Genomic DNA, 26,925 nt, shown 5'->3' on the forward strand with positions numbered 1-26,925 from the left:
CTACACGCTGTGGTGACGCGTCAGCAATGCCAGTTGCGTCAGCGGGCTGGCCAGTTGCTCCAGCCACCAGCTCAGGCCGCGGCCCGGTGCACCCGATGCGGACGGAGCAAGCGCTGGCCTGCCACCTTTTTTGACGGTAGCGGTCGTGCCGCCGCGCCAGGCGTAACTCATGGGCATCGGGCTGCGCCGCCGGTCCACGGTCTTCACTACCAGCCGCCCCGCCGCGATGTAGGGGCGGGCCAGGCACTCTGGCAAAAAGCCGCAACCCATGCCGCGCAACTGTGCCTCGAGCTTGTGCTGCATGGTCGGCACGGTCAACACGTCCTGGCCGCCCAACAGTCCGACGCTCAGGCCGCTACCGCGCAGGGTGGTGTCGGCCACAGCGACGGCGCGGTGCCGCTGCAGCAGTTCATCGCTGATGCTGCCCGTGACTCCGGCCAGCGGGTGGTGGGGTGCCACCGCATACACAAAAGCCAGCTGGCCCATGGGCCGGCTCAGGATGCCGCGCGACTGCGAAACTTCCACCACGCAGCCAATCGCCAGGTCGGCTTGGCCAGAAACCAGCGTTTCCCACGTGCCGGAAAGCGTCTCGGAGCGGATGCGCAGCCGCGTCGGCGGGTTCAGCGCGTAAAACGCCTCACAAAGTTCAAACAGCGTGGTGCTGGACACGACGCCATCTGCGGTGATGGTGAGCTGCGGCTCCCAGCCAGTAGCGACGCGCCGCACGCGGTGAGCCACGGCGTCGAGCTCGATCAGCAAACGGTTACCCTCGCGCAGCAGTTCGTGACCGGCGTCGGTCAGCCGGGCCTGGCGCGAGGAGCGGTCAAACAGCAACACGTCCAGCGCGTCCTCCATCTGCCGCACCCGGTAGGTGAGTGCGCTGGGCACCACGCCGAGTTCGCGCGCCGCAGCGGCCAGGCTGCCTGTGCGGTGCACGGCTTCCATCAGTCCCAGCGCTTCGGGGGTCAGGACGTCGCGAACACTATGCATGGGTGAAGTGGGGTAGTAATTCAAATAATTTGAATGATGCCATCAAACCGAAACAATTATCAAGCACTCAGCCGCACCTACATTGGAGCTACCGGGAACCACCAAACCGCTCCCTGAAAGGAACGCACCATGATCACCCTCAGAAAATCTGCCGAACGCGGTTATGCCGACCACGGCTGGCTCAAGTCATACCATTCGTTTTCCTTCGCCGGGTATTACGACCCGGCGCACATGGGCTTTGGCAATCTGCGCGTGATCAATGAAGACCGCATTGCCCCAGGCACCGGCTTCGGCACGCACGGCCACCGCGACATGGAAATCATCAGCTATGTCATGAGCGGCGCCATCGGGCACAAAGACAGCATGGGCAACGGTGCCTCCATCCCGCCCGGCGACGTGCAGCGCATGAGTGCCGGCCGCGGCATCCAGCACAGCGAGTTCAACCACGCGGCCGATGCCACCACGCATCTCCTGCAGATATGGATAGCACCGAACGTCACCGGTATCGCGCCGGGCTACGAGCAGAAGACTTTTGCGCCCGCCGATAAACGCGGCAAGCTGCGGCTTGTGGCGTCGCATGACGGGGCCCAGGGTTCCGTGACCATTCACGCCGATGCGAGCTTGTATGCGGGCTTGTTTGACGGTGATGAGCGCGCAGAATTGGCGCTTGATCCCGCCCGGAAGTCCTATGTGCAGCTGGTGCGCGGCGAGTTGCAGGTCAACGGCCAGACCCTGGCAGCGGGCGACGCTGCGAAGCTGGAGAGCGAAGACCGCCTGCAGCTTTCGCACGGCAAGGACGCGGAAGTCCTGGTGTTTGATCTGGCGCCATGATCAGACGGAACTTTCTGCACTGTGGTGCACACTGACTTGCGCGCCATGGCGCTTCAGTTCATTATTTTTCTTTCTTCATAACTTTTCAAAAAGGAGCTCACCATGCTTAACTCACTGCAAAACCCGTTTTCCCTGCTAGGCCGCGCACTCATCGCACTGCTATTCATTCCGGCAGGCTTCAGCAAGATCGCCGGGTTTGCCGGCACGGTTGGTTACATCGCGTCGAAGGGTGTACCCCTGCCAGAAGTTGCCGCTGCGATTGCGATTGCGGTTGAACTTGGCCTCGGTTTGCTGTTGCTGGTGGGCTTCCAGGCCCGCTGGGCGGCGCTGGGCATTGCCATCTTCACTGCGGTCATCACCTTCATCTTCCATGCCTATTGGAATGTTCCGGTGGATCAGGTCATGATGCAGAAGCAGGCCTTCTTCAAGAACATCGCTGTGGTCGGTGGTTTGCTGACCATCGTCGCTTGGGGCCCGGGTGCCTGGAGTGTGGACGCCAAGCTAAAGGGATGATCCCGTCCGACTGTTGATTCCGCAGGCCGCGCCGACGTGCTGGCCTGCTTTTTTTTATACCCAGGACAAGACAATGACAACAGTTGTGGTGCTTTACCACTCCGGCTACGGCCATACGCAGCGCATGGCCCAGGCAGTGGCCAGCGGTGCCGGCGCCGACCTGATCGCCATCGATGCCGATGGCAACCTGCCTGAAGGCGGATGGGACGCCCTGGCTGCGGCAGATGCCATCATCATGGGCTCCCCCACCTACATGGGCAGCGTGAGCTGGCAGTTCAAGAAATTTGCCGACGCCTCGTCCAAGGTCTGGTACACCCAGGGCTGGAAGGACAAGCTTTTCGCGGGCTTCACCCACAGTGCGGCGATGAATGGTGACAAGTCTTCGACCCTGAACTATCTGTTCACGCTGGCGATGCAGCACGGCGGCCTGTGGGTCAGCCAGGGTGTGATGCCCAGCAACAGCAAGGCGGCGCAGCGCAACGATCCGAACTACCTCGGCTCCTACAGCGGCGCCATCGGACAAGCCCCCGCAGACGCTGGCGCCGGCGACATGGCACCGGGCGACCTGGAGTCGGCGCGGGCTTTCGGCGAACGCGTCGCTGCCGTCAGCGCGCGTTTCAAATCCTGAGCCTATCCGGGCACCGACCCCTCTAAGAGCTTTATGCCAGTCGCGCGGCTGCACGAGTTGGAAGCCGTCACCAAAAAGTGAGTGCCTCCGGCTGGCTGTGCAGGCACCGGGCGCCACGGTTGCCTTGCGCGCCGGTCAGACCACGCGCCTGATGGTGATAGGCGGTGATGCGCTCGACGGTCACCGCTTCATGTGGTGGAATTTTGTGTCCAGCCGCAAGGAGCGCATTGTGCAGGCCTCGCGCGACTGGGAGGCGCAGAACATGGGTCGGGTGCCCCGCGACACTGAACTGATTCCGCTGCCGGCGCGCCGGTCTACTGCAGACTGAGTTAATGCCTCAGGCCGGGTCGCGGGCCAGACGAAGCCCGCTGAATTGCCACTGTGCATCCGGTGGGAAGAAATTGCGGTAACTCGCGCGGATGTGGCTCAGCGGCGTGGCGCAGGATCCGCCGCGCAGCACAAACTGGTTGCACATGAACTTGCCGTTGTACTCGCCGACCAGCCCCTCCCAGGGTTTGTAGCCGGGGTAGGGGTTGTAGTTGGACTGGGTCCATTCCCAGACATCGCCGAACATCTGCGCCGGGGTGCCGCTCAGATGCTGTTGCTGCGGAATCGGATGGTAGGCGGCACTTTCGACAAAGTTGCCCTGCACCGGTGCGCTGCGCGCGGCCAGCTCCCATTCGAACTCCGTCGGCAACCGGGCGCCAGTCCATCGCGCGTAGGCATCGGCTTCAAAATAACTGAGGTGGCACACCGGTGTATGGGCGTCCACCTGCACCAGGCCCTGCAGCGTGAAGTTCTGGTAGCCCCCGCCGTCAGCGCGCGCCTGCCAGTACAGTGGCATGGCCGCGCCTGTGGCTTGTACCCAGTCCCAGCCCATGGACAGCCACAACTCGGGCCGGCGGTAGCCCCCATCCTCAACAAATGCCATCATTTCACCGTTGCTGACCAGCCGGCTGCCGATCTCGAAGGGCGCGATATAGACCTTGTGACGAGGGGTTTCGTTGTCGAAGCAAAAGTCGCTGTCACAACTCGGGTCGAACCCATGTTCCAGCAGTCCGCCTTCAAAACCCATCCAGCGCAGCGGTTGCGGGCTGATGCCGGCCAGCGGCCACTGGCGTGCATAAGCCGGGCGAGAGGGGTTGAAAGACAGCGCGTGTTTGATGTCAGTCAGCAGCAACTCCTGGTGCTGTTGCTCGTGGTGCAGGCCCAGCGTGACCAGCTTTTGCAGCGCCGCGTGGTGCGGCCGCTGCGCCAGCAGGGCGAGGATGCGCGCATCAACGTTGGCGCGGTAGGCCAGCACCTCGTCAAGCCTGGGGCGGCTGATCAGTCCGCGTTTGGGACGCGGGTATTTGTCACCCACGCCGTTGTAATAACTGTTGAACAGCACCCGGAAGCCGGCGTCGAAGGGTGTGAAACCCGGCTCAAAACGCTCGAGGATGAAGGTCTCGAAAAACCAGGCCAAGTGCGCCAGATGCCATTTGGTTGGGCTGGCATCCGGCATGGATTGCAGCTGGCAATCTTCGGCGCTCAGCGGTGCTGTCAACGCCTCGGTTCGCGCACGCACTTGCATGAATCGGCTTGCCAATGTGCCTGCCGGGTCGTCTGCAGGCCGGGTGGAGTGAACGGGGCGGGTGGGGCGGCTAGAAGGAGAGAACATGGCGTCCATCGGTCAGATGCAATTTGACCTGTCAGCTTTTCATGGTTTGTAAGCGTTGGCTGTCGGACAAGGGGCCGACATCCACTTTGGGTGCCAGCGCAGCGTCCACAGCCCGGCGCTCGTCGAAAACAAAACACTCGCCATCAAAGTGTGCATGGCCCTCGGTCTCGAAATATTTCAGGATGCCGCCGTCGAGCTGGAACACATGATCCACGCCGGATTCGTGCATGAAAATGGCCGCCTTTTCACAGCGTATGCCGCCGGTACAAAAACTCACCACGGTTTTGCCCTGCAATTCATCGCGGTGTGTCAACAGGGCTTGCGGAAATTCGGTGAATTTGGTGATGCGCCAGTCGATCGCATTCCGAAAGGTGCCGACATCGGCTTCAAAGTCATTGCGTGTATCCAGCGTGACGACGGGCCGGCCCTTGTCGTCGTGGCCGGCATCGAGCCAGCGCTTGAGGGTTGCTGCGTCCACCGACGGCGCGCGGCCAGCTGCCGGGCAAATTGCCGGGTGGTCCATGCGAATGATCTCGGGCTTGATCTTGACCAGCAGCTTGCGAAAGGGCTGGGCCGTCGACCAGCTTTGCTTGACTTCCAGGTCAGCGAAGCGGGGATCACTGCGCAGCCATGCCAAAAAATCATGAATGTTGCTGCCGCCGCCGGCCAGAAACAGGTTGATGCCTTCTTCAGCCAGCAGCACGGTGCCGCGCAGGGCGCGGCTGTGCGCGGCATCGCGCAGAGCGGCCTGCAGCGCGGGCAACTCGTCCAGGGCGATGAACTTGTAGGCAGCAATGTTCAGCATCTGCATGATCAAGAATTGTAGGGGGATGTCTGTTCATTCAAGCCGGGGCCGCGAACCGGCGCTGCCGGCCCGCAGGCGCAGCGGCCCCCCCCCCCGGGGGGGCAGGAAGTTACACGCAGTGAACCACCGTGGGGGCAACCTCGCCCTCTAGAATGAAGCCATGTTTGTCCATTTACGTCTTCACACCGAGTTTTCCGTCGTTGACGGCACCAACCGCATCGATGAAATTGTGCAGGCCGCAGCGGCCGACGGGCAACCGGCGCTGGCGATTACCGATCTGGGTAACCTGTTTGGCACGGTGAAGTTTTACAAGGAAAGCCGCAGCGCCGGTGTCAAGCCGCTGATAGGCGCAGACGTCTGGGTGCAGGTGCCCGGCAAAGAGGCCACGGCACCGCCGGCGCGCCTGCTGCTGCTGGTGCAGAACCGCCAAGGTTATCTGAATTTGTCGGAGCTGCTGACCCGTGCCTGGACGCGCGGCGTGGTGCGCGACCAGGCCGTCATCAGCCTGGAATGGCTGCAGGAACTCGGCGAGGGCCTGATCGCGCTGTCGGGTGCGCAGGGCGGCGCGGTGGGCCAGGCGCTGGTGCAGGGTGATGGCGCGCGCGCACTGGAATGTGCGCTGTACTTCGCCGGACTGTTCCCGCACCGTTTTTACATCGAGCTGCAGCGCGCCCAGCGTGTGGACGACGAGCAGCATGTAGTGGCGGCGGTGCAACTTGCCGCACGGCTCAAGCTGCCGGTGGTGGCCACGCATCCGGTGCAGTTCCTGGGGTATGAGGATTACGAGGCCCACGAAGCACGCGTCTGTATCGCCGGCGGTGAAATCCTGGGCAATGCGCGACGTGTGCGCAAGTTCACGCGCGAGCAGTATTTCAAGTCCTCGGCGCAAATGGCCGGGTTGTTTGCCGACCTGCCTTCGGCGCTGGCGAATACGCTGGAAATCGCCAAACGATGCAACCTCAAACTGGAACTCGGCAAGGCCATGTTGCCGGAATACCCGACGCCTGAGGTCAATGGCGTGCGCATGCCGCCCGACGAATATTTCCGTTACGCCTCGTTTGAAGGGCTGGAAGAACGGCTGGCCCATCTGTATCCAAATGAGGCGATCCGCAACGAAAAACGACCCCAATACGTCGAGCGGCTGGAGTTCGAGATCAACACCATCCTGAAGATGGGTTTCCCGGGCTACTTTCTCATCGTGGGCGACTTCATCAACTGGGCCAAGAACAACGGCTGCCCGGTCGGGCCGGGCCGTGGCTCCGGCGCCGGCTCGCTGGTGGCTTATTCGCTGAAGATCACCGACCTGGACCCGCTGCAGTACAACCTGCTGTTCGAGCGTTTCCTCAACCCGGAACGGGTGTCCATGCCCGACTTCGACATCGACTTCTGCCAGACGAATCGTGACCGCGTGATCGACTATGTCAAGGACAAGTACGGTCATGCGGCGGTCAGCCAGATCGTCACCTTCGGCACCATGGCCGCACGTGCCGCAATTCGCGACGTGGGTCGGGTACTCGACTTTTCCTATGGCTTTTGCGACGGTATCTCCAAGCTGGTGCCCAACAAGCCCGGTCAGGCCGTTACCTTGCAGTTGGTTCCGGCCGAACGCAAAAAAAACGACAAGATGGTGTACGCGCTGGAGGCTGAGCCAGTGCTGGCCGAACGCGAGGCCAAGGAAGAAGATGTGCGTACCCTGCTCGAGCTGGCGCGCAAGCTCGAAGGCCTGACGCGAAACGTTGGCATGCATGCCGGTGGCGTGCTGATTGCGCCGGGCAAGCTCACCGATTTCTGCCCGCTTTACCTGCAGCCCGGCAGCACCTCGGCGGTCAGCCAGTTCGACAAGAACGACGTCGAGGCAATTGGCTTGGTCAAGTTCGACTTTCTGGGCCTGGCCACGCTGACCATTCTGGAGCTGGCGCGCGAGTTCATCGTGCAGCGGCATCCGGCGCAAAAGGACTTCAAGTTCGAGAACCTGCCGCTTGACGACCAGCGGGTGTATGCCTTGTTCGCCGAAGGCAAGACAGAAGCCGTGTTCCAGTTTGAAAGTATCGGCATGCAGCGCATGCTCAGGGACGCGCGGCCGAACCGGCTGGAAGACCTGATCGCGATGAATGCGCTGTACCGGCCGGGCCCGATGGACCTGATCCCGACTTACATCGCACGCAAGCAGGGCAAGGAAACACCCGAGTACCCGGACCCACGCGTCAAGCCCATCCTGGAAGAGACCTACGGCATCATGGTCTACCAGGAGCAGGTGATGCAGACCGCACAGATCCTGGGTGGCTACTCGCTGGGCGGCGCCGACATGTTGCGCCGTGCCATGGGCAAGAAGGACGAAAAAGAGATGGCGTCGCAGCGGGAAATTTTCCGCAAAGGCGCAGGTGTCAACGGTTTGAGCCAGGAAAAAGCCGACGAGGTTTTCGACCTGATGGAGAAGTTCGCCGGCTACGGCTTCAACAAGTCGCACTCGGCCGCCTACGCACTGCTGGCCTATCACACCGCCTGGCTCAAGCGCCATTACACCGCCGAGTTTTTCTGCGCCAACATGACCGTCGAGATGGGCGATACCGACAAGCTCAAAATCCTGTTCGGTGACGCACAGAAGATGGGCATCAGTTTCGAGTCGCCCGACGTCAACCGCGGCCACCACCGCTTCGAGCCGATCAGCAACACCAGCATTCGTTACGGCCTGGGAGCGGTCAAGGGCACCGGCCAGCAGGCGATTGCCGCCATCGTGGCGGCGCGCGAGGCGGGCGGGCCGTTCTCGTCGCTGTTCGACTTCTGTCTGCGGGTCGACAGGACCAAAATGAACAAGCGCACGGTCGAGGCGCTGATCAAGGCGGGCGCTTTCGACAATCTGCAGCTCAACCGCGCCTCGCTGCTGGCCTCGGTGGACCGGGCCTTTGAATTTTCGGCGCAGGCTGAAGCCAACGCCAACCAGGGCGGCCTGTTCGACATGGACTCACATGCGGCGAGCACACAGGAGCCGCCGCTGGTGGAAGCCGTGCCTTTTGGCGTGAAGGCGCGGCTGGTGCAGGAAAAAACCGCGATTGGTTTTTACCTGTCCGGCCACCTTTTTGATGAAGTTGAAACCGAGGTCAGGCAGTTCGTCAAACGCAAGATCGATGACCTGATTGATTCCCGCGACCAGACCCTGCTGGCAGCCATCGTCAGCGACCTGCGCGTGATCAACGGCAACCGCGGCAAGCTGATCATCTTCAAGCTCGACGACAAGACAGACACGCTGGAGGCTTCAGTGGACGAGGCCACCTTCAACGCCAACCGCAATCTGCTGAAAGACGACGAACTGGTGATTGTGCAGGGCACCTTGCAGCCGGCCTCAGAGCGTTTCGGCCGGCGCTTCAAGGTCACCCAAGTGTGGAGCCTGGAGTCGGCGCGTTGCCGCTTCGGCAAGTACCTGCGTGTGGCGGTCAATGGCGCGGCGCCGGATGTGCAGCGCATCGTGCGGGATTTTCCGCCGCGCAAGGAAATGTCCGAGCAAGGCGAAGTCAGCCGCGGCCTGCCGGTGCGCCTGAGCCTCAAGCGAGAGAGCGTGGTGGCCGAACTGCAGCTGGGTGAAGCCGCGAAGTTTTTCCCGACCAATGCCGCGCTGGCGAGCTGGATAGCGCAGGCCGACCAGGGGTTGGCGCAGATTGTTTATGAATGAAATCGGGCTTCAGCCCCCGTCGGGCGGGCGTAAGCAGCTACTTTATTGGTAGCATTTTTTATTCGTTCGTTCAATCTTTTGGGCCAAACTCAATCGGAAAACCGGAAACGATTTTGCCGGTTTCGTCTGCAGGTATCCTTCCAGTTTTTTCGACCGCGCGAAGGACAGCTTCGTCCCAAGCAGGCACGCCGCTCGACTTGCTCAACTTTGAACTCATGATCACTCCCGTCGGTGAAACTTCCACCTGAACGATGGCTTTAGGATTGCCTTGAATTCCTTCGGGGTTGGCAAAACTAATGTTCCTCTTGAACAGGGCCGCTAAGCGCCCTTTGTAGCTAGCCGAAGGGCCTCTTGCTTTTTGGGCAGAACCGGTGGCATCCGCTCCGCCGGTAGCGCCGGCTTGGGCCATCATTCGCTTCATCGCGTCGTCGCGTAGCTTCTTTGTCGCTGCGTCTGCGAGTTTCTGCTTTTCCGTTTCTTTCGCTTCTAGCTTTTTGTCTTCGACCTTCTTTGCTTCCGCCTTCTTCGCTTCCTCAGCCTTGCGCTTGGCGAGTTCGTCCTTCAGCTTCTGCTCTTTCTCCTTTTTGGCCTGAAGCTCCTTGAGCCTGTCCTGCTCGGCCTTGGCCTTTGCCAGTTCTTCTTCCTTCTTCTTCAGTTCCAGCTTGCGCTTTTTCTCGCGCTCGAGCGCAATGTCTACGTCAGGTGCGGGCGGTGGTGGCGGTGCCTTGACGACGGGCTCGGGCGGCGGGGGAGGCGGCGGCGGGGCAGGTGGAGGCTCCACCAGCTTGGGCGCCGCTTCCTGCGGGACGCTGGACCACAACTCGGCCTCGAAGGAAAGGTCCGGGTCGCTGTGTTTCCAGTTGATACCCCAGGTCAGTGCGCCTATCAGCAGGGCATGGACCAGCAGCGCCAGGCCGAAAGACCGCAGCGCACCGGGATCGCGTTGCGGTGCCAGGTCAAGTCGGTCGGCGGCGCTGGGCATCGACAGCAATACGGGCTTAGTTGCCGGTTTGCACCGACAGGCCGACACGGGCGACGCCGGCTTTTTGCAGCGCGTCCATGACCTTGACCACGGTTTCGTACTTGATGGACTTGTCGGCGCTGATCACCACCGGTGTGACCTGCTCGCCGGCCGGCACGGCGGGCTGCAGGCGCTTGACTGCGGAACCCACTTCGCCCAGCTGCGTCGGCACCGACTGCCCCTCGGACTTGATCTGGATGACTTCATCCTTGCTGATCTCGATCTGGATAGGCCGGGGTGGCTGTCCCGGCGCCTTGCCGACCTTGGGCAAGGCAATCATGCTGGGCGTGATCAGGGGCGCCGTCACCATGAAGATGATGAGCAACACCAGCATCACGTCGATGAAGGGCACCATGTTGATTTCACTGATGGTGCGGCGGCCACGGCCGCGGGAGCTGACTGCTGGCATTGCGTCTCTCCTGATCAGTGGCCGGACGGGGAGGTTGCGCCCAGGTTGCGCTGCAGGATGTTCGAGAACTCCTCGATGAAGGTCTCCAGCTTGTTGGCCACGCGGTCGATATCGTGGGCAAAGCGGTTGTAGGCAACCACGGCAGGGATGGCGGCAAACAGGCCAATGGCCGTGGCTACCAATGCCTCGGCGATGCCGGGTGCGACCGCAGACAGTGTCACCTGCTCCAGTGCGGCTAGGCCGGTGAAGGCATGCATGATGCCCCAGACCGTGCCGAACAGGCCCACATAGGGCGAGACCGAACCGACAGTGGCCAGGAAGGACAGGTTGGACTCAACCGCATCAACTTCGCGCTGGTAGCTGGCGCGCATGGCGCGGCGCGCGCCGTCGAGCAGGGTGCTGGGGTCCGCCATGCGGCGCTCACGCAGCTTCTGAAACTCACGCATGCCGCTGGCAAAAATGCGTTCCATCGGACCGCTGGTCTTGGCGTTCTGGGTGGCTGCCGCATACAGGTCATTCAGGCTGGTGCCCGACCAGAATTCGCGATCAAACTCGTCGTTGAGCGACTGCACGCGTTTGAGCGAGATGATCTTGCGGAAGATCGCCGCCCAGCTCGCAATCGACACACCCACCAGCAGGGCCACCACGCCCTGGACCACCCAGCTGGCGTTGAGGAGGAGGTTGACGATGGACAAATCCTGATTCATGTTGTGGTTTCCAGACGGTCAAGAAGTTCAGCGGGAATTCGAGCAGGTTTCAGGCCAGCGGCTTCGACCCAGCCGATGCGTATGGTGCCCTCGCACAGCAGTATCGGCCCATGCTCTGATTTTAATAGCGCCTGTTGCCCGATTATCAAGGACGCGCGGCCTTTTTCATTCAGACTGGCGGTAACAATCAGTTCATCGTCGAGTCGCGCGGGGCGGTGGTAACGCACGCTGGTTTCGCTGACCACAAACATGCCACCGGTTCGCTCGCGCAGGGCGTGCTGCTCAATGCCCAGTGATCTGAGCCACTCGGTGCGCGAACGTTCAAAAAATTTGAGGTAGTTGGCATAAAACACGATGCCACCGGCGTCGGTGTCTTCCCAGTACACGCGCAGTGGCCACTGGAATGCCGGCTTAGCCAAGCACGGCCTCCAGCCGCTCCAGGGCCTCTTTGAGTTGATCCATGGAGTTGGCCGTGGAAAAGCGGACGTAACGCTCGGGCGACATGGTTCCGAAATCGCGGCCTGGGGTCACTGCCAGGTGCGCACGTTTCATCAGTTCGAAAGAAAAGTCCCAGCTGCCTGAGACCCCCAGCCGCGCGGCGGCATCGGTGCAGTCGGCATAGGCGTAAAACGCGCCGTCAGGCATCACCGGCACTGTCAGGCCGAGGCGATTCAGTTCGGGAATGAAATAGTCGCGCCTGGCCCTGAACTCGGCACGGCGGCGTTCGTATTCAGCCAGGCTCTCAGGTTCAAAACAGGCCAGCGCCGCATGCTGGGCCACGGTGCTGGGGCAGATGAACAGGTTTTGCGCGATGCGCTCGATCACCGGCGCGAGATCTTCCGGCACCACCAGCCAGCCCAGGCGCCAGCCAGTCATGTTGAAGTACTTGCTGAAACTGTTGATGCTGATGATGCTGTCACCCAGGCCATCGCCCATGGCCAGCGCGGTGTGGCCAAAACGTTCATCGAAGCTCAAACCCAGGTAGATCTCGTCGATCAGCGTGATGCCGCCGCGACTGTGCACAAACTCGTGGATACGGCGCAGTTCGTCCGGCGCAATCGAGGTGCCGGTCGGGTTCGACGGCGAAGCCAGCAGCACGCCCCGTGTTTTCTCCGTCCAAGCCGCTTGAACCTTGGCACTGCTGAGCTGGAAGCGTTCTGCAGGCGTGGTCGGCACCAGCACCGCGTCACCTTCAGCGGCGCTGACAAAATGTCGGTTGCAGGGGTAACTCGGGTCCGGCATCAGGATCTCGTCACCAGCTTCAATCAGAGCCAGGCAGGCCAGTTGCAGCGCTGCCGATGCGCCGGCGGTGATGATGATGCGGCCAGGCGCCACATCGGCCTTGAAGCGGGTGGCATACCACCCGCTGATGCGCTCCCTCAGCTCCTGCAGGCCGGTGGCCTGGGTGTACTGCGTGTTGCCGTCGTGGATGGCGCGTACCGCCGCTTCCTGCACCGGCGGCGGCGCGGTGAAGTCCGGCTCACCGATGTTCAGGAAGATCATCGGGCGCGAGGTCTGCGCGACGTCCCGGGCCATGGCCGCTGCCGCCTTGGCAACTTCCATCACATAAAACGGCTCAATGCGCTGGGCGCGCCGGGCGATCCGCAAGGATGTCATGCTGCGAGTCAGGGTTTTTTGTCAGCGGCGACTTCGGCCGCCCGAAAGTCTGGTGCCAGCTTGTGCAACACGCCGTTGACGTATTTGTGGCCGTCTGTGCCGCCGAAGGCCTTGGCCAGCTCGATACATTCGTTGATGACCACGCGATACGGCACGTCCAGGCAGTGCTTGAACTCGTAGGCCCCAATCCACAGCACCGCGTGTTCGACCGGCGAGATCTCGGCCATCTTGCGGTCCAGCAGGGGGGTGAAGCTCTCATCGAGCGCAGTGGCTTCGCCGATGCAGCCGTGCAGCAGGGCGTCGTAGTGGGCCGAATCGGCTTTGTGAAAGCCGACAAGGTCCCGCGTGAAGGCGTCGATGGAGGCCGCCTCATTGCGCCCCACCAGGTGCTGGTACAGCGCCTGCAGGGCGAACTCGCGCGCGCGCGTACGGGCCGATTTGTCAGCGGCCTTTTTGACACCGGTGTCGGTCAGGCCGGTGCGGGTTTGCGGCGGGCGTTTGGGTTTGGTGGGGGTGGTGTCGGGCATGCGCGCTTGTGGGGTGTTGCAGGGGGTCAAGACAGTTCGTTCAGCAGGTTGGCCATTTCCACCGCCACCCGCGCCGCATCACGGCCCTTGTCCACCTGGCGGGCCTCGGCTTGGGCGACGTTTTCCACCGTCAGGATGGCATTGGCAATCGGCAGCTGGTAGTCCAGTGCCAGCCGGCTGACCGAGGCGCCGCTTTCATTGGCGACCAGTTCAAAGTGGTAGGTTTCGCCGCGGATGATGCAGCCCAGTGCGATCAGCGCGTCGTACTGGTCACGTTCAGCCAGGGCCTGCAGCGCTGAAGGGATTTCCAGCGCACCCGGTACCTTGACGTGGTGGATGTTTTTTTCTTCGACGCCCAGCACCAGCAACTCCTGCCAGCAAGCCTGGGCCAGGGCATTGGTGATGCTTTCGTTGAAGCGTGCCTGAACAATGCCTACCGAGAGTTTTTTGCCGCTCAGATGATCAGCGGATCCTTTTTCTGCACCAAACACGGTTTTATTCCTTTTTGTTGGCGATATAGCCGGTGATTTCGAGTCCGTAACCGGTCATGCTGGGCATGCGGCGCGGGTTGCCCATCAATTCCATTTTGTGAACGCCGCACTCCCGCAGGATTTGCGCACCCACGCCGTAGGTGCGCAGGTCCATGCGGCCCCGCTCGGGCGCCTGACTGGCGCGTGCCGTGCCCTCGAACTGCGCCAGCAACTGGGCCGCACTTTCGCCGCAATTGAGCAGCACGGCCACGCCTTTGCCAGCCTTGGCCAGATGCGCAAGGCTCTGGTCCAGGCTCCAGGAGTGCATGGAGCGGCCGGTTTCCAGCGCATCCAGCACCGACAGCGGCTCGTGCACACGCGCGGCGACGGTTTCATCTGCTGCCCATTGGCCTTTGACCAACGCCAGGTGCAGGCCTTGGCTGGGCTTGTCCTTGAAGGCGTGCACAGCGAATTCGCCAAAAGCGGTCTGGATGGTGCGTTCGCCGATTTTTTCAATCAGCGAATCGTGCCGGCTGCGGTGTTCGATCAGGTCGGCAATCGTGCCAATCTTGAGCCCGTGCTCGGCGGCAAATACCTGCAGGTCGGGCAGGCGCGCCATGGTGCCGTCGTCCTTCATGATTTCGCAGATAACGGCGGACGGTGAGCAACCCGCCATGCCGGCCAGGTCGCAACCGGCTTCGGTATGGCCGGCGCGCATCAACACACCGCCATCAACCGCCTGCAGGGGGAAGATGTGGCCGGGCTGGACCAGGTCGCTGACTTGGGCGTCCCTGGCTACCGCGGCCTGTACCGTGCGCGCCCGGTCTGCGGCAGAAATGCCGGTGGTGACGCCTTCGGCAGCTTCAATCGACACCGTGAACGCGGTGCTGTGCTTGGTGCCGTTGCGGGTCGCCATCGGGGGCAGTTGCAGGCGCTCGCAGCGCTCGCGGGTCAGCGTCAGGCAGATCAGGCCACGGCCGTAACGCGCCATGAAGTTGATGGCTTCGGCGCTGACGTGGTCGGCGGCCAGCACCAGATCGCCTTCGTTCTCGCGGTCTTCTTCGTCAACCAGAATCACCATGCGACCGGCCCGCATGTCGGCCACGATGTCTTCAACAGGGGAGATGGCAATCGTCATGGTGTCAGGGGGTCTTTCCGTTTTGGAGCATGCGTTCGACATAACGCGCAATGAGGTCGATTTCGAGGTTGACCAGCGACTGCACGCGCAGGTGGCCCAAGGCCGTGTTCTGAACCGTGTGGCTGATCAGGTTGATGCTGATTTCGCAGCCGGGTGTGTCGCCATCAAGATCGGTCACCCTGTTAACGGTCAGGCTGACCCCGTTGACGGTGATGGAACCCTTGTATGCCAGATATTTGGCCAGATCCCGAGGCGCCAGGATGCGTAATTCCCAACTTTCACCGACCTGCGCAAAATGGCTGACGGTGCCGACGCCGTCCACGTGGCCCGCAACGATATGACCGCCGAGGCGATCATGGGCACGCAGGGCTTTTTCGAGATTGATGGGGCCGGGTTCGGCCAGGCCGCTGGTCTTGCCCAGCGATTCGGCTGAAATTTCAATCGAGAACTGGTTGTTCTGGGGGGCGAGAGACGTCACCGTCATGCAGGCGCCGTTCAGGGCGATGCTGTCGCCCAGGCCCACGTCGTCGAGATAACCTGCCGGCGTCTCGATCTCGAGTTGCAGGCCGTGGTCCAAAGAGCTGCCCAGGCGGTGGGTAGCGACGATGCGCCCCACGCCGGTAATGATTCCGGTAAACATCGGCGTATTTTCGCAGAGATTGCCGCAGCGCATGGCGCACTGCAGCAATCAGGGGGCTAAAAGGCGTCGCGCCCGCGAACCCGCGCCACAATCCGCAGGTCCGGCCCCAACTGCTCGGTGGAGCGAAAGTCGAGTTCTACCGCCTGCGACAGCTCGGTGATGGGGCCAAAACTGGCCATGCCCGCGCCCTGGCCTATCCATTTGGGCGCCAGGTAGACCACAAACTCGTCGACCAGGCCTTCGCGAATCAGCGAGCCATTGAGCTTGTGCCCGGCTTCCACATGCACTTCATTGACCTCGCGGCGCGCCAGATCGCGCAGCATGGCCGCCAGATCAACCTTGCCGTTGGCCCCGGGCTGGTAGATGACGGTGGCGCCGCGCGCCTCGAGCGCCGCCTTTTTTTCGTCGTTTTTTACGGCCGCGTAGATGTAGATCGTGCGTTGGGGGGTGAAAAGAAGAGCATCAAGTGGCGTTTCCAGCCGGCTGTCCACCACCACCAGATGCGGTTGGCGCGGCATCTCGACCAGTCGGACATCAAGGCGAGGGTTGTCTTCCAGCACGGTGCCAATGCCGGTGAGAACAGCGCAGGAGCGGGCCCGCCAGGCATGGCCGTCCGCGCGCGCGGCGTCCGAGGTGATCCACTGGCTGGTGCCGTTGTCCAGCGCCGTCTTTCCGTCCAGCGAAGCGGCGACTTTCATGCGCACCCAAGGGGTTTTGCGGATCATGCGGCTGAAAAAGCCGATGTTCAGCTCACGTGACTCTTCTGCGCCCGGGCCCACCTCGACCTCAATGCCGGCAGCGCGCAGTCGCGCAAAGCCCTGTCCGCTCACCAGCGGGTTGGGGTCGGCAATGGAAGCCACCACTTTTTTGATGCCGGCCGCAATCAGCGCGTCGCAGCAGGGGCCGGTGCGCCCGTGGTGAGAGCAGGGCTCCAGTGTCACCCAGGCGGTGGCCCCGGCGACAGAATGGCCTTTGGCCGCCGCGTCACGCAAAGCCATGATTTCGGCGTGAGGGCCACCGGCGCGCTGTGTGTGGCCCTGGCCGAGCGTCCGGCCATCCGGGGAGGTCAACACGCAGCCCACGGCCGGGTTGGGCGCGGACCGCCCCAGCGCCTTGGCGGCGTATTCGACTGCGAGTTCGATCATCAGGCGTCCGACGTGGAGGTTTTGGGTAGGCGGGGAGAAGAAGTTTACCGTTTGGCGGGCATGGTCAGCCGGACGTCGGCAAAACGTGGGGCAGGGCGGCGTTCGCGAGTAGGCTTACCCTTATGAAGATACGTCAAGCAGGTTTTACGCTGATTGAACTGATGATCGTGGTTTCCCTGGTCGCGATACTGGCGTCTCTGGCGGTGCCCAGCTTCCGGGGTTTGCTTGTCAACCGCACGGTCCAGGCTGCGACTGACGCGCTGATGACCGATATGCGTTATGCGCGCTCGGAGGCGGTCAAGCGTTCGGCACGTGTGACATTGTGCCAGTCGGGCAATGGAACCAGCTGTGCTACTGGAAGCAATTTGTGGGTCAGCGGGTGGATAGTCTTTATTGACGACGATGGCGACGGCACGGTAGATGCGGAGGATGAAATCGTCAGGGTTCAGCAGGCGCTGAACTCGATTTCATCTATTGCCAGCACCACGCCGGCGATGGATCGTCGATTTTTTACATTCCAGCCTACCGGCTGGGCAAAAAGCGCGAACCAGACTTTCATTTTTACCCCCAGTGGCACGGTACCCGTGGGTTCCGTTCGGGTGGTATGCATTTCCAACCAGGGTCGGGCCGGCCTTAAGGCTGCGGGAGCTACAGCATGCACGTGATCGCCTCTCGACCTTTGGCTTCGACCCACCATCGACGGCATTTCCATCGAGGCGGCTCGCTGATTGAAGTTCTGGTTTCTATCGTTATTTCTTCGATTGCCTTGCTGGCCTTGGCTGGCGTCAACGCCTCGGCTTTGCGCTACACCAAGATGTCGCAGTACCGTGCCACTGCCACTCTGCTAGCCAGCGACCTTGGTGAAAGAATGAGGGCGAACAAAGGCTTGGCTGCGGCGGGGGGTGTTGCCGCAACCGGGTTTTTCGCTGGTGTGTATGACTACAGCAGTACTGATTTTGCCGGCCAGGCAACCGCAGCCACACTGCCCGCGCAACTGTGTAACACCGCAGCCAGCACCTGCTCGCCACAGCAGATCGCGGAGCTGGATCTTGCGCAGTGGCGCCTGCTCGTGCGCACCCAGCTGCCGGAGGGATCGATTTTTATTTCTCGCGAAGCGGGGCAGACCGCTGCGGATGTGTGGGTCGCCTGGCGCGACCCTGCGGTGGCAAACAATGATGAAGCGCCTGCGCTGGCGAAGGAGTGCCCGGACAGCTTGAATCTGGAAGATGACCGAAGCATACGCTGCAGCTTTTTCAGGATCAATCTATGAAGCGCCCTCCTTTACTTATTCGCTCACGTCAGCGCGGCCTGTCGATTGTCGAGGTCCTGGTTTCGCTCGTCATCGGGCTGGTCGTCGTGGGTGCTGTTTTGTTGAGCTACATCACGTCCGGGCAGACCAACAAATTGCAGGCAGCGTATGCCCAGATGAACGAGGATGCGCAGGTGGGTCTGCAGATCCTGTCGCGCGATCTGCAGCTCGCGGGTTATGCCCAGCCTACCAGCATGGACCCGGCTACCTTTCAGTTCGGGCGAACCTATTCCGGCCACGCGGTTTTCGGCTGCGACACGGGCTTTGTTGCGGCCAACACCACGGGGGCCGTTGCTTGCGCGGGGGCTGGTTCCCCGGCCATTGAGGTGGTTTACGAGGCAGACCTGAGCAATTCGGTGCCGCATTCTTCGGGGGTGCCCTCGGATTGCCTTGGTGCAGCTCTCACGCAGGACACCACAGCCACCCCATTTTTTTATCTTACTCATAACCGTTATTACGTGTCTGTCAGTACGTTGGGGCGCTCGGAGCTTCATTGCGCGAGCAAACTCGGGAACTCGGGTGGGGCTTTGGTGGACAACGTCGAAACCATGAAAATCTGGTACGGCGAGGCCAACCCTGCCGACAAGCGCCAGATTGTGAGGTACGTCAGCGCGGCCAATGTGTTGGACCCTACCTTCGCACATGTGGTGAGTGTGCGTGTGTGTCTGTTGATGCGCAGCGCCGAGCCGGTCTTGTCGGCCGAAGACCCGGCAAACTATTTTGATTGTGACTCGGTTGCACAAGTATCTGCCGACCGTTTTGCACGTCGCGCCTACTTCACGACGACGGCGTTGCGCAACAAGATGACGTTCTAGGATGGTCATGAACAATTTTTACCCTCGTTTTTGCATGTCACGCCGACGCCGGCAGGGCGGTGTTTCATTGATCATTGTGCTGATCATGGTGGTGATCATTGGTCTGACATCAGCGGCGGCCATTCGCAACGCCACGTCTGATGAGCGGGTCACCAACAATATGCGCATGCAAAGCCTGGCCCAGCAATATGCCGAGGCAGCCTTGCGTTATTGTGAAGCCGAGCTCGCCAAGGCCGACGCGGCGCGTGTTGCAACGCTGCAGGAGGCAAATATTGTTACAACTGCCTTTGAAGCCGACCCAGCCTGGAATCGCACCGATACCTGGTTAGGTGGTGGTGGGGCGTCGGCAACGCTGACGGTATTGCCCGAGTTACAAATCAAATCGTCAAACAGCGCATTCAAGCCTTCGACGCTTCCGCAATGTGTTGCAGAAAAGCAGGCGCTGAAAGATACCAACATTGTTTACGTCATCACAGCCCGGGGCTTCAGCCCCGACTACACCGCGAATGCAGGAACGGGTAAGACCACGGGCGGCTCGGTGGTCTGGCTGCAGTCCACTTTGGCTTTAAATTAAGGAGCGCATCCATGTATTGCTCACACTACTTCTCTTCAAATCGCCTGCTTCTCGCAGTCGGAATCGTGGCAATCCTGGGCGTCCCGCTGGTCGCGGCCCAGCCTGCACAGAAGCCTTTGCTCAGCCGGGACGGTGGTGGCGTCAAACCGAACATTCTGCTGACCATGGATGACTCTGGTTCCATGATGTTTCAGCACATGCCGGAGGAAACCGTGTATCTGGGGTCCCAAACAGTGCCCAGCCCGATTGGTAGCCGGTCCGTTCGCATGGACCCGGGTGACAACGCGATTCTGGCCAGCCACTTTGTGGGCACCATTGCTAGCGACCCCGCATCGACCAATTACCGGCAAGCGCTGATGCGGTCGCCAGACTCCAACACCATCTACTACAACCCCGAGGTGCTTTATCGGCCCTGGCCGTTGGCCGCCGGTGGTCGTATGGCGAATGCTTCAGTGAGTGCAGCGCCACGTGATCCCATGAATGCAGTGTCGGGTGGAACGATTGATTTGACTAACGTTCGGGTTATGACTGATAACTCGATTCGGTGGTGTTTTAGGCCGAGTGGCAATGCCAGTAGTTGTGATGGCAGCAATCAGAATTTCGATTATGACCCTGGTCTGTACTACCGCCTGCGGAAAAACGGGGCGGGTCAATATCTGGACGCTACCCTCGCGGAAAGTTACACCAAGTTCACCATCAACGCCAGCTTGGGCACCACTTACACCAAATACCCGAATCGCATCGATTGCACCGGCGGCACTTGCACACTCGATCAGGAGCGGCAGAACTTTGCCAACTGGTTCACGTATTACCGCACACGCAGCCTGCTGGCTCGTGGCTCCGTCGCCGAAGCGTTTTCAGAGGCCGCCGATACCTTTCGCGTTGGTTACGGTCGAATCAACAAGGGTTTGACCAGTATTGATAACGTGGACACCCGTGTGATTGAATCTGGTGTGCGTGACTTCACGGCCAGTCGAAAAAGCACAATGTTTGATTGGCTATACGCAGTTCCTGCGGACGGCGGGACGCCTTTGCGCCTGGCGATGCAGGAGGCGGGTAACTATTTTTCCCGAACCGGCAACCGCGGCCCATGGTCGGACACTCCCGGTTCTTCAACCCCCAATGCCCACAAAACCTGCCGTAGGGCCTACCACCTTTTGGTCACAGACGGCTATTGGAATGACAGCCTGCCCTCCCAGGCAACGGCTGACAATCCCGCTACTCCGGGCCTGATAGAAGTAGGCAACGATGACAACACCGCTGGGCTCAACATAAGTGGTCCAGGACCTTCTTATCAATACAATCCGATTCCGCCCTACAAGGACGGGTCTTCAAACAGGTTGGCCGACTATGCGATGAAATACTGGAAAAATGATTTACGGACCGATTTAGACAACAAAGTCGTCGCGTCGCTGGATAACCCGGCCTTTTGGCAGCATATGGTGAACTTCACCGTTGGATTGGGTGTAAGAGGAACGCTAAACCCGGATACGGATCTGCCCTTTTTGTTTAACGAGACCAAATCCTGGGGCTCCGACAAGATTGATGATCTCTGGCATGCGGCGGTCAACAGCCGTGGTGCATTTTTCAGTGCCAAAGACCCCAACGAACTGGCTGATGCAATACGGAGATCGATCGGACAGACCTTGCAACGAGAGCTGCGAGAGGCAGGTGTTGCAACTGCAGCCACCACCTTGCAGGATGGAAATCGCAAATATGTTCCACTGTACAAGACAGGGGCGTGGAGTGGTGACGTGCAGGCCTTCGCACTGGACGCGAACGGGCAGGCAGGCATACAGCTATGGACTGCTGAGGCCAAGGTGCCGGCGTGGGCCAGCCGCAGGATCTTTACTTGGGATGCTGGCTTGCCGACGCCTGCCGGCGTTGCCTTCACCTGGAGCGATATAAGCGCTGGCAACAGGGCCGCCATGGGCGGGGCTGGTAGCGTTGCCGCTGTTCAGCAGAGCACCTTTGTCAATTTTCTTCGCGGCGACAGGAGCCAGGAAGGAAGCGCGCTGCTTTTCCGCCAGCGTAGCGGCGTTTTGGGGGATTTCATCAATTCCAATCCGGTTCTGGTGAAGGGATCGGTCAATCTCGGCTACAGCACTTTGCCTACTGGTGGTAACAGCTATCGCGCATTCCTGACGCAGAAAGCGGCACGCACATCGGTTCTGTTTGCGGGAAGCAATGACGGTATGTTGCACGGCTTCAAGGACACAGGCGGCCTGATCCCTGCCGATGACGGCAAGGAAGTTTTTGCTTATGTGCCGCGAATTGTGTATCCCAACCTCGAAAAACTGGCAGACCAGACGTATGGCACAAACCTGCTCTACCACCAGTATTTTGTTGACGGGCCACTGCGTGAAACCGACGCCTATGTACGCGCTCCGGGGGCAAATTCTCCCAGCTGGCGCAATTACCTGCTTGGAGCGTTCGCGGCGGGCGGGCGCGGAATTTTTGCGCTGGATGTGACGGACACTGCCAATCTCGGGGCATCCAGCATCCGGTGGGAATTGTCCAGTACTAACGACAGCGACATGGGTTACATCTATTCTGGAGTTGAAGCAGGTGTCTTGCCGAACGGGGAATGGGTCGCGGTATTCGGCAATGGCCATCTGAGCGATGCGGGCAAGGCTGTCCTGTTTGTGGCGAATCTGGAGACAGGTGCTCTTCAAAAGTTAGTGGTGGATGCATCCGGTTCCAATGGCTTGAGTGGGGTATCCGTCCAGCGCAACAGTCTTGGTCAAATTACCAACCTGTTTGCTGGCGATCTGAAAGGCAAGCTGTGGAAGTTTGATTACAGCGCGGCAGCCGTCAGCAGGTTTGAAGTGTCTGGCGGCACAGCTTTCTTCTCGGCCACCAGTACCGGGGGTGTGGCGCAGCCCATCAGCCAGCCGCCCGGAATTTTTGACCATCCTAATGGTGGAAAGTTGTTGGTGTTTGGTACGGGCCTGCTGGTGACCGAAGCTGACGCCAATTCAACGGCTGTGCAGGCCATCTACGGTGTATGGGACAAACCGTCAGATATTGCTTTTGCCCGGCCCATGACTCGTGCGTCCCTGGCCACCCGGACGGTGACGTCAACGCCAGGAGTGGGAGGTGCGGTTCTTTATGACGTTGCTGGCGCTGATGTTGACTTCACGACGCAACGTGGATGGGTCATCGACCTGGGGATCATCACGGGTTTAAGAACAGTAACTCGGACCCTGACCGTCAGCAAAAGTCTGGCACTCGTCAGTACATTGGCACCTGCACAGAATGTGGCGTCCTGTGATGCTTCTACCGGCATAGGCATCACATTTGTATTGCCTATAGCCACGGGTGAAAATCCGGCGTACAAGCTTTTTGACACCAATGGAGACAATTTGGTAAATGCCTCGGACTCCAGCAGTGCGGGTTATTTCACGGGCTCCCCTGGCGGCGAGAGGGTGTTCTTGCCCGGCAGCGGTGCCGGCGCGGGGAGCGGTGGCTCCGGGTTTTGTGCGCCGGGCTTCACCATGGGGGCTGTTCTTGACCAGACCACCGGCAACCGCATCTGCGTGCCTAACGACCCGGTTCTCTCCCAAATGATCAAGGACAGGGTCTGGCGCAGAATCATCAATCCACCCATCCGCTAAGAAAGTACGTCCATGCAAGCCGTTTATGTCTCCGTAGAGCGCCGTCCCGCGCGGCGCCATTCAGGCTTCACCTTGATCGAAATCATGGTTGTGGTGGCCATCATCGGTATTCTTTCTGCAATTGCCTACCCCGCTTACACGGAGCACATCATGCGGGGTAACCGGTCGGAAGCGACCGCGGCCTTGCTTGAGGCCCAGCAGTTCATGGAACGTTACTACGGCGCCAGCAATCGTTACAGCACGGCTGCGAATGGCAATCCGGCACTACCTGCGCGTTTGCAAACGATTCCGGCTGGAGCCACCACGCGGTACACGCTGAGCGTTGCGGCTACGGTCAACTCGTATACCCTGACAGCAGTCCCTTCCGGCAGTATGGCGGCGGACAAGTGCGGGTCGCTCACCATCACCAATACAGGTGTCAAGGGTAGAAGTGCAACGGGTCCAACAGTCGCCGAGTGTTGGCGATAAGTCAGATCGGGAAGGAAAAGGTTACCGCCGCACCTCATCCACCAGCGTCTTGAACTCGTCAATGTCCTCAAAACTGCGGTAAACGCTGGCAAAACGAACGTAGGCGACTTTGTCTAGCTTTCTCAGCTCGCGCATGACCAGCTCGCCCAGCCGCGTGGAGGGCACTTCGCGCAGGCCGAGGTTCAGTAGCTTTTCCTCGATCCGCTCGATGGCCGAATCCACCTGTTCGGTGCTGACGGGGCGTTTGCGCAGTGCTAGGTTCATGGACCCCAGGATCTTGCTGCGCTTGTATTCGATGCGGCGCCCGTCCTTCTTGACAATGGCGGGGAAGTTGACGTCGGGCCGCTCGTAGGTGGTGAAGCGTTTTTCACACGCACCGCACTGACGGCGGCGGCGTATGAAGTCTGCGTCTTCCGCCACCCGGGTCTCGACGACCTGGGTTTCGAGGTTGCCGCAGAAGGGGCATTTCATGCGGCTTTGCCTTGGATTGTAAGCATTATTGGCCTCCAGCCCTCATGATACGGGCGCAAGCAGCTATCAAAAGCGTAGCAACCGGGCGCGGCATGGTCAGCGGTAAACCGGGAAACGGCTGGTCAGCGCATTGACCTTGGCGCGCACCGCGTCGATGTTAGCCGCGTCGCGCGGATTGTCGAGCACGTCGGCGATCAGGTTGGCGGTCAAACGGGCTTCCTCGTCCTTGAAACCGCGTGTGGTCATCGCCGGGGTGCCGATACGCACGCCGCTGGTGACCATCGGTTTTTCAGGGTCGTTGGGAATGGCGTTCTTGTTGATCGTCATGTGGGCGCTGCCCAGTACCGCCTCGGCTTCCTTGCCGGTGATGCCTTTGGCGCGCAGGTCCACCAGCATGAGGTGGCTTTCGGTGCGGCCACTGACGATGCGCAGGCCGCGCAGGGTCAGTGTTTCGGCCACGATTTGGGCGTTTTTCAACACCTGTTGCTGGTAGGTCTTGAACTCGGGGGCCAACGCCTCCTTAAAAGCCACGGCCTTGGCCGCAATCACATGCATCAGCGGGCCGCCTTGCAGGCCGGGGAAGATGGCGCTGTTGATGGCTTTTTCGTGCTCGGCTTTCATCAGGATGATGCCGCCGCGCGGGCCGCGCAGGCTTTTGTGGGTGGTGGAGGTCACCACGTCGGCGTGCGGTACCGGATTCGGGTACACGCCCGCAGCCACCAGGCCAGCGTAATGGGCGATGTCGACCATGAAGATCGCGCCGACGGCCTTGGCCACCTTGGCAAAGCGTTCAAAGTCAATGCGCAGGCTGTAGGCCGAAGCGCCCGCGATGATCAGTTTGGGCTTGGACTCGTGGGCCTTGCGCTCCATCGCGTCATAGTCGATTTCTTCCTTGTCGTTCAGGCCGTAACTGACGACGTTGAACCACTTGCCGCTCATGTTGAGCGCCATGCCGTGGGTCAGGTGGCCACCTTCGGCCAGGCTCATGCCCATGATGGTGTCGCCGGGCTTCAGGAAGGCCAGGAAGACGGCTTCATTGGCCGACGCGCCGCAATGCGGCTGCACGTTGGCGGCTTCAGCGCCAAAGATCTGCTTGATGCGGTCTATGGCCAGTTGCTCGGCCACGTCCACATGTTCGCAGCCACCGTAGTAGCGGCGGCCCGGGTAGCCTTCGGCGTATTTGTTGGTGAGCTGCGAGCCCTGCGCGGCCATGACGGCGGGCGAGGCGTAGTTTTCGCTGGCGATCAGCTCGATGTGGTGCTCCTGGCGCGCGTTTTCAGCGACGATGGCAGCCCACAGTTCGGGATCGGTTTGTTCGACGAGGATATTTCGGTGATACATGGCAGTCCTTCAAGACGTGGTCCCTGTCCTGGCACGGTTGTGCATGAAACAAGGGCTGCCCAGGCGAACGGCTGATCGCTGGTGTCGCCGATGACGGCCAGCGGTGCGCTTCCCAGTGGTATCCCACGTCAGCCTTGCCCCGTGATCAGGGCCAGCCTATCGCCAGTCGCGCACCTGCCTAGTGTAGCGGAGTCACTGTGCGGCGCAGGCCGCACCTGACCAAGACCTCAGGAGATCGACAGGCCGGCGACCTTGTCGCTATCCTTGGGGCCGGTCATGTCGGGGCTGTCGGTGCTCCGCGGCATGGATGCGGGAATGGCCAGCGGCGGCCGCACCGGGGCGTAGACCGGGGCCCGGCCATTGGCGACGGCCAGGAGGCGGGCGTGTTCGGCCATGACCTTGGCCGCGTAACCGCCGTCCGTCTCCAGGTTGGCTGCGCCTACATAGAACTTCAGACCGGCTTCGATCGAACCGGCGCGGGCAATACATTCCTGCAACACCTTGACACCGACCCGCAGATTGGTCACCGGGTCGAAGGCGGCCAACTTGCCGCCAAAGTTTTCATACTTGTCGTGGTGAATCTTGGTCATGACCTGCATCAGGCCCTGGGCGCCGACCGGGCTTTGCGCGAAGGGGTTGAAGCCCGATTCGATCGCCATGATGGCCAGGATGAGAGTAGGGTCCAGCTTGGCTTTTTGGCCGATCACAAACGCCTCGGCCACCAGAACGCTCAAGGGTTCGGGCGCGACGCCGTATTTACGGCTCAACCAGAAGGCCACAGCGGCCTGCTGCTTGGGCAGATCCTTGGGGTTGGCGGCGGTGGCGCGATCGATGGCAGCGGGCTCGGTAAAGCCTATCGCGGCTTCCTGGCGCTCCTGCAGCCAGCTCATCAGCTGCGATTCGCCTGCCTGGCGCAGGTCGGGCCGGGCGGTGAGGGTGATCACGGCGAACACCACAGCCAGGCCAACCAGGGCAAAGCTGTTGTGCGTGATCTCGAAGAAGCCTTGGGCGATGTCGTCCGCAATATTGGACAGACTGGCACCCACGTTTTTCTGAATTGCCCGCAAGGTGGATACGGGGCTTGATTGTCCTGGCGCTGTCATAGCACTCCTTTCTACGTGCGGCGGCTCTTTGAGCCGTCACACCTTGATTGGGTCGCCGTCAAACCAAGGCGCTTGCCTTGGGGTAGGGACCCCTTGTCTGACTTTGCCGGGTTCGGCAGCGTATTCGGGTTGTCCCTTGGTTTTGTCGGGACGGCGAATTCTATGAGTGGTCTAAATAACTTGTCAATAATATTAAAGTATTTTGATATATCAAATTGAGCAATAAAATGGGGTTTTCTGGCCAAAACCGCGGTGTTGGGGTCTTTCAGGCGGTTTTGACCAAGCTCCCTAAGACCGCCAGAACGGGCGCTCAACGGCAAGGGGGGCTGTATGTCTGGAAGAGGTATCCGCTTAGCTCCAGCGGATGCAGATATACTGGATAAATACCCAGTTATTATGCCAGTTCCCGCCCAAGACTACCCGCGCACCTGGAGCGAATTCCTTGATTGGTTTTCCTCC

26 protein-coding genes, 1 pseudogene and 1 riboswitch are annotated in these 26,925 nt (G+C 60.8%); of the genes and pseudogenes, 11 read left to right on the forward strand and 16 right to left on the reverse strand.

The features are described from left to right. Entirely contained in the window at positions 1-990 is a 990-nt protein-coding gene (locus H0W47_RS08575; RefSeq protein WP_296923145.1) for a LysR family transcriptional regulator, read from the reverse strand. Positions 991-1,119: 129 nt separating this feature from the next. On the opposite strand from H0W47_RS08575, the gene H0W47_RS08580 reads away from it, so the two are divergent. The 4 genes and pseudogenes from H0W47_RS08580 to H0W47_RS08595 form a co-directional block, all read left to right on the forward strand. Next, positions 1,120-1,821 carry a pirin family protein gene (locus H0W47_RS08580; RefSeq protein WP_296923148.1) on the forward strand — a complete coding sequence of 234 codons (702 nt, stop codon included), beginning with the start codon at positions 1,120-1,122 and terminating at the stop codon, positions 1,819-1,821. 102 nt (positions 1,822-1,923) lie between these two features. Next, positions 1,924-2,334 carry a DoxX family protein gene (locus H0W47_RS08585; RefSeq protein ID WP_296923151.1) on the forward strand — a complete coding sequence of 137 codons (411 nt, stop codon included), beginning with the start codon at positions 1,924-1,926 and terminating at the stop codon, positions 2,332-2,334. 73 nt (positions 2,335-2,407) lie between these two features. After that, positions 2,408-2,962, forward strand: coding sequence for a flavodoxin family protein (locus H0W47_RS08590; protein ID WP_296923153.1), 555 nt, complete (start codon positions 2,408-2,410; stop codon positions 2,960-2,962). Between the two features lie 91 nt (positions 2,963-3,053). After that, positions 3,054-3,290: pseudogene (locus tag H0W47_RS08595) on the forward strand (pirin-like C-terminal cupin domain-containing protein); the annotation flags it as partial. 9 nt (positions 3,291-3,299) lie between these two features. On the opposite strand, the gene egtB reads toward H0W47_RS08595, so the two are convergent. Next, positions 3,300-4,535 (reverse strand): ergothioneine biosynthesis protein EgtB, encoded by a 1,236-nt coding sequence (gene egtB / locus H0W47_RS08600; RefSeq protein WP_296923155.1) that lies wholly within the window; start codon positions 4,533-4,535, stop codon positions 3,300-3,302. 118 nt (positions 4,536-4,653) lie between these two features. Beyond that, a complete protein-coding gene (locus tag H0W47_RS08605; RefSeq protein WP_296923157.1) occupies positions 4,654-5,433 on the reverse strand; it encodes a sulfurtransferase in 780 nt (259 codons plus the stop codon). A gap of 154 nt (positions 5,434-5,587) precedes the next feature. On the opposite strand from H0W47_RS08605, the gene dnaE reads away from it, so the two are divergent. Beyond that, entirely contained in the window at positions 5,588-9,094 is a 3,507-nt protein-coding gene (gene dnaE / locus H0W47_RS08610) for a DNA polymerase III subunit alpha (RefSeq protein ID WP_296923159.1), read from the forward strand. Between the two features lie 70 nt (positions 9,095-9,164). Here dnaE and tolA read toward each other — a convergent pair whose 3' ends face one another. The 10 genes from tolA to ribD are packed head-to-tail and all read right to left on the reverse strand — an operon-like array spanning position 9,165 to position 16,768. Continuing rightward, on the reverse strand, positions 9,165-10,076 hold the full coding sequence (gene tolA / locus H0W47_RS08615) for a cell envelope integrity protein TolA (protein ID WP_296923162.1): 912 nt from the start codon (positions 10,074-10,076) through the stop codon (positions 9,165-9,167). Positions 10,077-10,092: 16 nt separating this feature from the next. Next, positions 10,093-10,524 (reverse strand): biopolymer transporter ExbD, encoded by a 432-nt coding sequence (locus H0W47_RS08620; protein WP_296923165.1) that lies wholly within the window; start codon positions 10,522-10,524, stop codon positions 10,093-10,095. Positions 10,525-10,538: 14 nt separating this feature from the next. Continuing rightward, positions 10,539-11,231, reverse strand: a complete 693-nt coding sequence (gene tolQ / locus H0W47_RS08625) for a protein TolQ (protein WP_296923168.1) — start codon at positions 11,229-11,231, stop codon at positions 10,539-10,541. Further along, the gene (gene ybgC / locus H0W47_RS08630) at positions 11,228-11,650 is read right to left on the reverse strand and encodes a tol-pal system-associated acyl-CoA thioesterase (protein WP_296923171.1); all 423 of its coding nucleotides are present in this window, start codon (positions 11,648-11,650) and stop codon (positions 11,228-11,230) included. Before ybgC ends, tolQ begins: the two co-directional genes overlap by 4 nt. Then, positions 11,643-12,839, reverse strand: a complete 1,197-nt coding sequence (locus tag H0W47_RS08635) for a pyridoxal phosphate-dependent aminotransferase (RefSeq protein ID WP_296923220.1) — start codon at positions 12,837-12,839, stop codon at positions 11,643-11,645. Before H0W47_RS08635 ends, ybgC begins: the two co-directional genes overlap by 8 nt. A 17-nt stretch (positions 12,840-12,856) precedes the next feature. Continuing rightward, on the reverse strand, positions 12,857-13,375 hold the full coding sequence (gene nusB, locus H0W47_RS08640; RefSeq protein WP_296923176.1) for a transcription antitermination factor NusB: 519 nt from the start codon (positions 13,373-13,375) through the stop codon (positions 12,857-12,859). 26 nt (positions 13,376-13,401) lie between these two features. Then, complete coding sequence (ribH, locus tag H0W47_RS08645; RefSeq protein ID WP_296923179.1) at positions 13,402-13,866, reverse strand: 6,7-dimethyl-8-ribityllumazine synthase; 465 nt, start codon at positions 13,864-13,866, stop codon at positions 13,402-13,404. Positions 13,867-13,870: 4 nt separating this feature from the next. Continuing rightward, the gene (gene ribBA, locus H0W47_RS08650; RefSeq protein ID WP_296923184.1) at positions 13,871-14,983 is read right to left on the reverse strand and encodes a bifunctional 3,4-dihydroxy-2-butanone-4-phosphate synthase/GTP cyclohydrolase II; all 1,113 of its coding nucleotides are present in this window, start codon (positions 14,981-14,983) and stop codon (positions 13,871-13,873) included. Positions 14,984-14,987: 4 nt separating this feature from the next. Beyond that, positions 14,988-15,623 carry a riboflavin synthase gene (locus tag H0W47_RS08655; protein ID WP_296923186.1) on the reverse strand — a complete coding sequence of 212 codons (636 nt, stop codon included), beginning with the start codon at positions 15,621-15,623 and terminating at the stop codon, positions 14,988-14,990. 56 nt (positions 15,624-15,679) lie between these two features. Beyond that, positions 15,680-16,768 carry a bifunctional diaminohydroxyphosphoribosylaminopyrimidine deaminase/5-amino-6-(5-phosphoribosylamino)uracil reductase RibD gene (gene ribD, locus H0W47_RS08660; protein WP_296923189.1) on the reverse strand — a complete coding sequence of 363 codons (1,089 nt, stop codon included), beginning with the start codon at positions 16,766-16,768 and terminating at the stop codon, positions 15,680-15,682. 122 nt (positions 16,769-16,890) lie between these two features. On the opposite strand from ribD, the gene H0W47_RS08665 reads away from it, so the two are divergent. From H0W47_RS08665 to H0W47_RS08690, 6 genes are read left to right on the forward strand one after another with little or no spacing between them, the layout of a single operon-like run. Next, a complete protein-coding gene (locus H0W47_RS08665) occupies positions 16,891-17,433 on the forward strand; it encodes a GspH/FimT family pseudopilin (protein WP_296923192.1) in 543 nt (180 codons plus the stop codon). Continuing rightward, a complete protein-coding gene (gene pilV / locus H0W47_RS08670) occupies positions 17,424-18,038 on the forward strand; it encodes a type IV pilus modification protein PilV (protein ID WP_296923195.1) in 615 nt (204 codons plus the stop codon). The genes H0W47_RS08665 and pilV overlap by 10 nt, the downstream gene beginning before the upstream one ends. Then, positions 18,035-18,892, forward strand: a complete 858-nt coding sequence (locus tag H0W47_RS08675) for a PilW family protein (protein WP_296923198.1) — start codon at positions 18,035-18,037, stop codon at positions 18,890-18,892. Before pilV ends, H0W47_RS08675 begins: the two co-directional genes overlap by 4 nt. A gap of 7 nt (positions 18,893-18,899) precedes the next feature. Beyond that, positions 18,900-19,466: a PilX N-terminal domain-containing pilus assembly protein gene (locus H0W47_RS08680; RefSeq protein WP_296923200.1), complete on the forward strand. Its 567-nt coding sequence runs from the start codon at positions 18,900-18,902 to the stop codon at positions 19,464-19,466. 11 nt (positions 19,467-19,477) lie between these two features. Then, entirely contained in the window at positions 19,478-23,083 is a 3,606-nt protein-coding gene (locus H0W47_RS08685; protein WP_296923203.1) for a PilC/PilY family type IV pilus protein, read from the forward strand. Between the two features lie 12 nt (positions 23,084-23,095). Continuing rightward, positions 23,096-23,551 (forward strand): type IV pilin protein, encoded by a 456-nt coding sequence (locus H0W47_RS08690; protein WP_296923206.1) that lies wholly within the window; start codon positions 23,096-23,098, stop codon positions 23,549-23,551. Positions 23,552-23,572: 21 nt separating this feature from the next. Here the strand turns inward: H0W47_RS08690 and nrdR are convergent, their stop codons facing one another. The 3 genes from nrdR to H0W47_RS08705 form a co-directional block, all read right to left on the reverse strand. Next, on the reverse strand, positions 23,573-24,022 hold the full coding sequence (gene nrdR, locus H0W47_RS08695) for a transcriptional regulator NrdR (RefSeq protein WP_296923209.1): 450 nt from the start codon (positions 24,020-24,022) through the stop codon (positions 23,573-23,575). 96 nt (positions 24,023-24,118) lie between these two features. Further along, entirely contained in the window at positions 24,119-25,363 is a 1,245-nt protein-coding gene (gene glyA / locus H0W47_RS08700; protein WP_296923212.1) for a serine hydroxymethyltransferase, read from the reverse strand. 50 nt (positions 25,364-25,413) lie between these two features. Beyond that, a riboswitch (ZMP/ZTP riboswitch) is annotated at positions 25,414-25,543 on the reverse strand. A gap of 47 nt (positions 25,544-25,590) precedes the next feature. Then, complete coding sequence (locus tag H0W47_RS08705) at positions 25,591-26,466, reverse strand: lytic transglycosylase domain-containing protein (RefSeq protein WP_296923215.1); 876 nt, start codon at positions 26,464-26,466, stop codon at positions 25,591-25,593. Positions 26,467-26,925: the final 459 nt, after the last annotated feature.

The organism is Polaromonas sp., assembly GCF_013817205.1.
Taxonomy (GTDB): Bacteria; Pseudomonadota; Gammaproteobacteria; order Burkholderiales; family Burkholderiaceae_C; genus Polaromonas.

Bases quoted from the DNA above. Each gene is read 5' to 3' on its own strand.
- H0W47_RS08575 (WP_296923145.1), bottom strand. From the start codon at position 990: ATGCATAGTGTTCGCGACGTCCTGACCCCCGAAGCGCTGGGACTGATG.
- H0W47_RS08580 (WP_296923148.1), top strand. From the start codon at position 1,120: ATGATCACCCTCAGAAAATCTGCCGAACGCGGTTATGCCGACCACGGC.
- H0W47_RS08585 (WP_296923151.1), top strand. From the start codon at position 1,924: ATGCTTAACTCACTGCAAAACCCGTTTTCCCTGCTAGGCCGCGCACTC.
- H0W47_RS08590 (WP_296923153.1), top strand. From the start codon at position 2,408: ATGACAACAGTTGTGGTGCTTTACCACTCCGGCTACGGCCATACGCAG.
- egtB (WP_296923155.1), bottom strand. From the start codon at position 4,535: ATGCAAGTGCGTGCGCGAACCGAGGCGTTGACAGCACCGCTGAGCGCC.
- H0W47_RS08605 (WP_296923157.1), bottom strand. From the start codon at position 5,433: ATGCAGATGCTGAACATTGCTGCCTACAAGTTCATCGCCCTGGACGAG.
- dnaE (WP_296923159.1), top strand. From the start codon at position 5,588: ATGTTTGTCCATTTACGTCTTCACACCGAGTTTTCCGTCGTTGACGGC.
- tolA (WP_296923162.1), bottom strand. From the start codon at position 10,076: ATGCCCAGCGCCGCCGACCGACTTGACCTGGCACCGCAACGCGATCCC.
- H0W47_RS08620 (WP_296923165.1), bottom strand. From the start codon at position 10,524: ATGCCAGCAGTCAGCTCCCGCGGCCGTGGCCGCCGCACCATCAGTGAA.
- tolQ (WP_296923168.1), bottom strand. From the start codon at position 11,231: ATGAATCAGGATTTGTCCATCGTCAACCTCCTCCTCAACGCCAGCTGG.
- nusB (WP_296923176.1), bottom strand. From the start codon at position 13,375: ATGCCCGACACCACCCCCACCAAACCCAAACGCCCGCCGCAAACCCGC.
- ribBA (WP_296923184.1), bottom strand. From the start codon at position 14,983: ATGACGATTGCCATCTCCCCTGTTGAAGACATCGTGGCCGACATGCGG.
- H0W47_RS08655 (WP_296923186.1), bottom strand. From the start codon at position 15,623: ATGTTTACCGGAATCATTACCGGCGTGGGGCGCATCGTCGCTACCCAC.
- ribD (WP_296923189.1), bottom strand. From the start codon at position 16,768: ATGATCGAACTCGCAGTCGAATACGCCGCCAAGGCGCTGGGGCGGTCC.
- H0W47_RS08665 (WP_296923192.1), top strand. From the start codon at position 16,891: ATGAAGATACGTCAAGCAGGTTTTACGCTGATTGAACTGATGATCGTG.
- pilV (WP_296923195.1), top strand. From the start codon at position 17,424: ATGCACGTGATCGCCTCTCGACCTTTGGCTTCGACCCACCATCGACGG.
- H0W47_RS08675 (WP_296923198.1), top strand. From the start codon at position 18,035: ATGAAGCGCCCTCCTTTACTTATTCGCTCACGTCAGCGCGGCCTGTCG.
- H0W47_RS08680 (WP_296923200.1), top strand. From the start codon at position 18,900: ATGAACAATTTTTACCCTCGTTTTTGCATGTCACGCCGACGCCGGCAG.
- H0W47_RS08685 (WP_296923203.1), top strand. From the start codon at position 19,478: ATGTATTGCTCACACTACTTCTCTTCAAATCGCCTGCTTCTCGCAGTC.
- H0W47_RS08690 (WP_296923206.1), top strand. From the start codon at position 23,096: ATGCAAGCCGTTTATGTCTCCGTAGAGCGCCGTCCCGCGCGGCGCCAT.
- nrdR (WP_296923209.1), bottom strand. From the start codon at position 24,022: ATGAAATGCCCCTTCTGCGGCAACCTCGAAACCCAGGTCGTCGAGACC.
- glyA (WP_296923212.1), bottom strand. From the start codon at position 25,363: ATGTATCACCGAAATATCCTCGTCGAACAAACCGATCCCGAACTGTGG.
- H0W47_RS08705 (WP_296923215.1), bottom strand. From the start codon at position 26,466: ATGACAGCGCCAGGACAATCAAGCCCCGTATCCACCTTGCGGGCAATT.